Origin of the sequence: Streptomyces sp. NPDC060205, assembly GCF_042728395.1 — a bacterium.
Lineage (GTDB): Bacteria > Actinomycetota > Actinomycetes > Streptomycetales > Streptomycetaceae > Streptomyces.
In genome coordinates this window covers 21,100-27,331 of the sequence record NZ_JBHWZP010000109.1, presented here as the reverse complement: position 1 = coordinate 27,331, position 6,232 = coordinate 21,100, and the positions used below count along the sequence as shown (strand labels likewise).

At 70.9% G+C, this 6,232-nt stretch carries 5 protein-coding genes; 4 read left to right on the top strand and 1 reads right to left on the bottom strand.

Annotation, left to right across the window (positions count from 1 at the left end; translation table 11 throughout):
* Positions 1–321: 321 nt before the first annotated feature.
* The 4 genes from ACFWGJ_RS20570 to ACFWGJ_RS20555 all read left to right on the top strand — a co-directional run bounded on the left by ACFWGJ_RS20570 (position 322) and on the right by ACFWGJ_RS20555 (position 5,270).
* On the top strand, positions 322–1,596 hold the full coding sequence (locus ACFWGJ_RS20570) for an aspartate kinase (RefSeq protein ID WP_387326409.1): 1,275 nt from the start codon (positions 322–324) through the stop codon (positions 1,594–1,596).
* Positions 1,597–1,624: 28 nt separating this feature from the next.
* Positions 1,625–2,674, top strand: a complete 1,050-nt coding sequence (locus ACFWGJ_RS20565) for an aspartate-semialdehyde dehydrogenase (protein WP_387326406.1) — start codon at positions 1,625–1,627, stop codon at positions 2,672–2,674.
* Between the two features lie 359 nt (positions 2,675–3,033).
* Positions 3,034–3,702, top strand: a complete 669-nt coding sequence (locus ACFWGJ_RS20560; protein WP_107018124.1) for a SigE family RNA polymerase sigma factor — start codon at positions 3,034–3,036, stop codon at positions 3,700–3,702.
* A complete protein-coding gene (locus tag ACFWGJ_RS20555) occupies positions 3,699–5,270 on the top strand; it encodes a hypothetical protein (RefSeq protein WP_387326403.1) in 1,572 nt (523 codons plus the stop codon). The genes ACFWGJ_RS20560 and ACFWGJ_RS20555 overlap by 4 nt, the downstream gene beginning before the upstream one ends.
* A gap of 60 nt (positions 5,271–5,330) precedes the next feature.
* Here the strand turns inward: ACFWGJ_RS20555 and ACFWGJ_RS20550 are convergent, their stop codons facing one another.
* On the bottom strand, positions 5,331–6,164 hold the full coding sequence (locus ACFWGJ_RS20550; protein ID WP_387326401.1) for an SURF1 family protein: 834 nt from the start codon (positions 6,162–6,164) through the stop codon (positions 5,331–5,333).
* Between the last annotated feature and the right edge of the window lie 68 nt (positions 6,165–6,232).

Here is a 6,232-nt window from a genome sequence, read left to right as displayed (position 1 = left end):
GGAGTCGACGACTCCGGGCCCGCCCCACATCCACGCCGGTGCCCCTTTTCCGCGCGCTCATATCGCGCCGGCCGTGTGACGAGGGGCACTTTGCGAGTGAGGTGTGTCCGGGACGGGCAGATGCGGTCCTGGAGCGGCCGGAGGGCCGGACCGCGGGAGCCGACCGACCGGCCGACCGCGGGACCGGACCGACCGGACCGGGTGATCAACACGTGAGCGGGACATCTCACGATGCGATACCACTCGGGTGGAATTCGGCCGCTCGTTAGACTGAGCCGACCGCAGCCGTGCGGTACGAGACGGACTGAGCGAGGAGCGCACGTGGGCCTTGTCGTGCAGAAGTACGGAGGTTCCTCCGTAGCCGATGCCGAGGGCATCAAGCGTGTCGCCAAGCGAATCGTCGACGCCAAGAAGGACGGCCACCAGGTCGTCGTCGTGGTGTCGGCGATGGGTGACACGACGGACGAGCTGATCGATCTCGCCGAGCAGGTATCCCCGATCCCTGCCGGGCGTGAGTTCGACATGCTGCTGACAGCGGGAGAGCGGATCTCGATGGCCCTGCTGGCCATGGCGATCAAAAACCTGGGCCACGAGGCCCAGAGCTTCACCGGCAGCCAGGCAGGCGTGATCACCGACTCCGTCCACAACAAAGCGCGCATCATCGATGTCACGCCGGGTCGCATCAGGACGGCGCTCGACGAGGGCAACATCGCGATCGTCGCCGGGTTCCAGGGCGTCAGCCAGGACAAGAAGGACATCACCACGCTGGGGCGCGGCGGGTCCGACACCACGGCCGTCGCCCTCGCCGCCGCCCTCGACGCCGAGGTCTGCGAGATCTACACGGACGTCGACGGTGTGTTCACCGCCGACCCGCGGGTGGTGAAGAAGGCCCGGAAGATCGACTGGATCTCCTCCGAGGACATGCTGGAGCTCGCCGCCTCGGGCTCCAAGGTGCTGCTGCACCGCTGCGTCGAGTACGCACGCCGATACAACATCCCGATCCACGTCCGCTCGTCCTTCTCCGGACTGCGCGGCACCTGGGTCAGCAACGAGAATCCGCAAGGGGACGCGCAGGTGGAGCACGCCATCATCTCCGGAGTCGCGCACGACATCTCCGAAGCCAAGATCACGGTCGTCGGCGTCCCGGACAAGCCGGGCGAGGCCGCGGTGATCTTCCGGACGATCGCGGACGCCGAGATCAACATCGACATGATCGTGCAGAACGTGTCCGCGGCCTCCACGGGCCTCACGGACATCTCCTTCACCCTCCCCAAGGCCGAGGGCCGCAAGGCCACCGAGGCGCTGGAGAAGGCGAAGGGCGCGATCGGCTTCGAGTCGCTGCGCTACGACGACCAGATCGGCAAGATCTCCCTGGTCGGCGCGGGGATGAAGACCAACCCGGGCGTCACCGCCTCGTTCTTCCAGGCGCTGTCCGACGCGGGCGTCAACATCGAGCTGATCTCGACCTCCGAGATCCGCATCTCGGTCGTCACCCGCCAGGACGACGTCAACGAAGCCGTGCGCGCCGTGCACAGCGCCTTCGGACTCGACTCCGACAGCGACGAGGCCGTCGTCTACGGAGGCACCGGACGATGACCGTCCCCCCGTACGGAGGCGTACGACGATGACCGGGCGGCCGACGCTCGCGGTCGTGGGCGCGACCGGGGCCGTCGGCACGGTCATGCTCCAGATCCTGTCCCAGCACGCGGACATCTGGGGCGAGATCCGCCTGATCGCCTCACCGCGCTCGGCCGGCCGCAAGCTGGCCGTGCGCGGCGAGCAGGTCGAGGTGGTGGCCCTGACGGAGGAGGCCTTCGACGGGGTCGACGTCGCCATGTTCGACGTACCCGACGAGGTGGCCGGGCGCTGGGCGCCGGTGGCCGCCGCCAAGGGCGCCGTCGTGGTCGACAACTCGGGCGCGTTCCGGATGGACCCCGAGGTGCCGCTCGTGGTGCCCGAGGTCAATCCGCACGCCGCCCGTGTCCGGCCGCGCGGCATCGTCGCCAACCCCAACTGCACGACCCTGTCGATGATCGTGGCCCTGGGCGCGCTGCACGCCGAGTTCGGACTGCGCGAGCTGGTGGTCTCCTCGTACCAGGCGGTGAGCGGGGCCGGGCAGCGCGGGGTCGACACCCTGCGGCAGCAGCTGAAGCTCGTCGCCGGTACGGAACTGGGGACGACCCCCGGTGACGTACGGCGGGCCGTGGGCGACAACACCGGGCCGTTCCCGGAGCCGGTGGCGCTCAACGTGGTGCCGTGGGCCGGGACCGTGCGCGAGGACGGCTGGTCCTCGGAGGAGATGAAGGTGCGGGACGAGTCCCGCAAGATCCTCGGCCTGCCGAACCTGCCCGTCGCCGTCACCTGCGTCCGGGTGCCGGTCGTCACCACGCACTCGCTGACCGTCCACGCCCGCTTCCAGGGCGAGGTGACGGTGGGCAGGGCGCGGGAGATCCTCGCCACGGCGCCCGGGGTGGTGCTGTTCGACAATCCGGAGGCGGGGGAGTTCCCGACGCCCGCCGACGTGGTCGGTACGGACCCCACCTGGGTCGGGCGGGTGCGCCGCGCCCTCGACGACCCGACGGCGCTGGAGCTCTTCGTGTGCGGCGACAACCTGCGCAAGGGCGCGGCCCTGAACACCGCGCAGATCGCGGAACTGGTGGCCGCGGAGCTGTGACCTGCGCCGGAATCCTTCCATCCCGGCCCGGGACAGGAAATCCGGCGGTCGTTAGTTGAATCTTTTGTAGGATCTGTGCGACTTCTGTGGTTCGATCGGGTCCGAAGCTGTGGTCCGGACCACTGAAGCCAAGCCTCTGGCGTTCGAAGATTTTTCTCCCCGTTCTCCGCAACCGCGCGGAGGGCGGGGCGCGTCTTTGCGGTCGCCCTTCAGGGGTGACCGGACGCCACGTTCATATGGGGCATAGGGGATGGGCTTTTACGTATGAGGACACTGAGCGCACGGTCCGGCACGAGGTCCTACGCAAACGTGATGCCTGTCGCGTACAACCCCGGCGGGGGGACGCGTGTCCAACTGGCGTGGCTGAGGTTCTCGAATTCACTGTGGCGACGCGGGGCACTGCCCTCCGTCCGCCCCGCCGACCCCGCACGTCCGGCGCGTCCGGCGGCGGCATGCCGGTGATCGCCCCCATGCCCGCAGCGCGGTCGGCCCGCATCCCGAATCAGCGTGAAGGCGCTGACGAGGCCCTGGCGGCCGGCACGACCGTCGACCATCTGACCGAGACCTACCGCGCCCACTACAGGTCGCTCCTCGGACTCGCGGCGCTCCTCCTCGACGACACCGCGTCCTGTGAGGACGTCGTGCAGGAGGCCTTCATCCGGGTGCACTCGGCGCGCAAGCGCGTGCGCGACCCGGAGAAGACGCTCGCCTATCTGCGCCAGACCGTCGTCAACCTCTCGCGCTCCGCCCTGCGCCGGCGCATCCTCGGCCTGAAGCTCCTCTCCAAGCCGATGCCCGACATGGCGAGCGCGGAGGAGGGCGCGTACGACCAGCTGGAGCGCGACGCCCTGATCAAGGCGATGAAGGGGCTCCAAAGACGCCAGCGCGAGGTCCTGGTCCTGCGGTACTTCGCGGACATGACCGAGGCGCAGGTCGCCGAGACCCTCGGTGTCTCCCTGGGCTCCGTGAAGGCGTACGGGTCGCGTGGCATCGCCGCGCTGCGCGTCGCCATGGAGGAGCCGGCATGAGCGGCCACGACGAGCGAGCACGCCACGACGAGCACGGTCGCCACGGCGACGACGAGCAAGAGCAGCACGCTGGGAACGGAACTGTGAATCACGGCCCCTCGGAGAACCCGGGCCCGGAAGAGTCGGGCCCCACGGACACGGAAGGCCGCCTGTCGGGCGGCTCGCCGGACGGCCCCTCGGACGACTCGGCCGACCCGGCCGGCTCGACCGAACCGGTCGACCCCGTCGACCCCGGGGACTCGGACTCAGCGCCGGCCAAGGTTTTCCCGCTGTCCTCGAAGGACTCAGCGGGCGGCTCGGATGACGCGGGTGACCTGGGCGGCTCGGGTGACGCGGATGACCTGGGCGGCTCGGGTGACGCGGGTGACCTGGGCGGCTCGGCCGGCTTGGGTGCGGAGTCCGCGGGTACGGAGTCCGCAGGTGCGGATTCGTCGGGTACGGAGTCCGTCGGCTCGGAGGCCGGAGGCGCGGGCGCGGCCGGAGCCGACGGTTCCGGCAACCCCGGCAACCCCGGCAACCCCGGCAACCCCGGCAACCCCGGCAACCCCGGCACCCCCGGTATCGGCCTCTCCGCCGACGTGTTCGGCTCCGACGAACTGGCCCTGCGGCGACTGCTGCACCAGGCCGTCGAGGAGATCGAGCCGACCGACGGCACGCTGGACCACCTGCGCCGCGCGGTACCGGCCCGGCGGGCACGCAAGCGCCAGGCCCTCGTCGGCATGGCCGCCGCCGCGCTCTTCATCGGCACCGCGGTCCCGGCCCTCGTGCACGTCTCGAACTCCACGGGCTCCAACGCCGACCCGTCCATGGCGGGCAACACCTCGGCGACCCAGGGCGGCGCGAACGAGGGCAAGGCAGCCTCCTCGGGAAGCGGCTCCGGCGATTCCGCGGGCTCGTCCAAGGGTTCGGACAAGGGCGATAAGAAGGACAAGCCCGGCAAGGGCAAGGGTGGCGGCACCGCGGGCACCTCGCCCACGACCTCCACCGCGGTCGCGCCGACCTGTACGCCGACGCAGCTCATCGCCGCTGCCGGGGGTGGCGCACCCGACGCCAACGGCGCGGTCTACGGCACCTTCACGGTCACCAACGTCTCGACCGCCAGCTGTACGGTCGTCGGCGACGGCTCGGTGGCGCCGACCGCGGTGGGCGCCGCGGACCAGTCCCAGCTCTCGACGCTCCTGCACACGGCGGGCGATCCCGCCGCCGGGCTGCCCGACCCGTCCACCTACGCCACCTCCCTGGTCCTGCCGCCGGGCGGGACGTACAACGTGAAGTTCGCCTGGGTGCCTTCGTCGACCTGCCCGACCAGCGGGGGCAACGGCGGCACCGGCGGCGGGGAACCCACGCCCGACCCGACGCCCACGGAGGACCCCACCGGGGCCAGCGGCGGTACGGTCTCGGAAGGCGCGACCGGCGAGGAACCTCAGCTCATGAGGGCCGACGGAACCGTCGACGGAAGCGTCAGCGTGTCCTACACGGCCGCGGGCGGCGCACCGGCGGCCGCGACGACCGTGTCCAACGCGTGTGCGGGGACGGTCTACCGGACCGGCGTACTGGCCGGTTCCTGACCGGGACGGTCGCCGACCGCTGCCGACCGCGACGGGCCCGGGCTGCCGCTCGGGCCAGGGTCAGGCGGTGGTGGACGAGGTGGACGAAGCCGATGACGCCGACGACGCCTTCGCGGCGTCGGACTCCGCCGGAGTCTCCTCCAGGAGACCCAGCTCCGCGTCCTGCGCGAACTCCACCTCGCGCCGCATCAGCCGGAACCACATGAAGACCACGAACCCCGCGAAGACGAACCACTCACCGGTGTAACCCAGGTTCTGGAAGGCCTTCAGGTCAAGGCCCGTGTCCGAAGGCGCCGTGGCGGGCACCGCCTTCATCCCAGAGTCGGCCTCCGCGAGCGTGATCCACGCGTCGTACATCTTGTACGGCACGAGGTTCACCAAGGACGCCGAGCTGATCGCGCCGGTCTGTCCGGCGGGGAGGCCGCCGGCCGCGGGCACGCCGTTCGACCCGGGTGTCTCCGACGCCTGCAGTGCGCCGGTCACGGTGACCTCGCCGGCCGGAGCCGCCGGGGCCTTCGCGGTGTCGGCGTCACCGGCGAGCCAGCCCCGGACCACCGGCAGGGCCTTGCCGTCGTCGGTGCGCAGCATCGTCAGGACGTAGAAGCCCCGCTTGTCGTCCAGCTCCCGGCCGGGTACGAGCAACTGCTTGCCGTACCGGCCCGTCGCCGTGGCCTGCTTGCCCGAGGTCTTCTTGTCCACGGGCAGCAGCCGCGCGAGCGGCCGGGGAGCCTGCGTCCTGGCCGCCGAGGCCTGCTCACCGGCGTCGCGATGGTCCTGGACCCGGTCCTCGAACCGACTCAACTGCCATGACCCCATGAACATGCAGAAGGGGATGGCCAACAGCACGAAGACGTTGATCCCCCACCAGCGGGGCGTCAGCAGGAACCGGTACACAACCCCAAAGGTACGGGCCCTCGCGGGGAGCGGGCCGAGGGGGGTGCCCCGGCCCCGGCCCGCCCCGT

Coding starts and splice junctions, on each gene's coding strand:
- ACFWGJ_RS20555 (WP_387326403.1), top strand. CDS start 3,699: ATGAGCGGCCACGACGAGCGAGCACGCCACGACGAGCACGGTCGCCAC.
- ACFWGJ_RS20565 (WP_387326406.1), top strand. CDS start 1,625: ATGACCGGGCGGCCGACGCTCGCGGTCGTGGGCGCGACCGGGGCCGTC.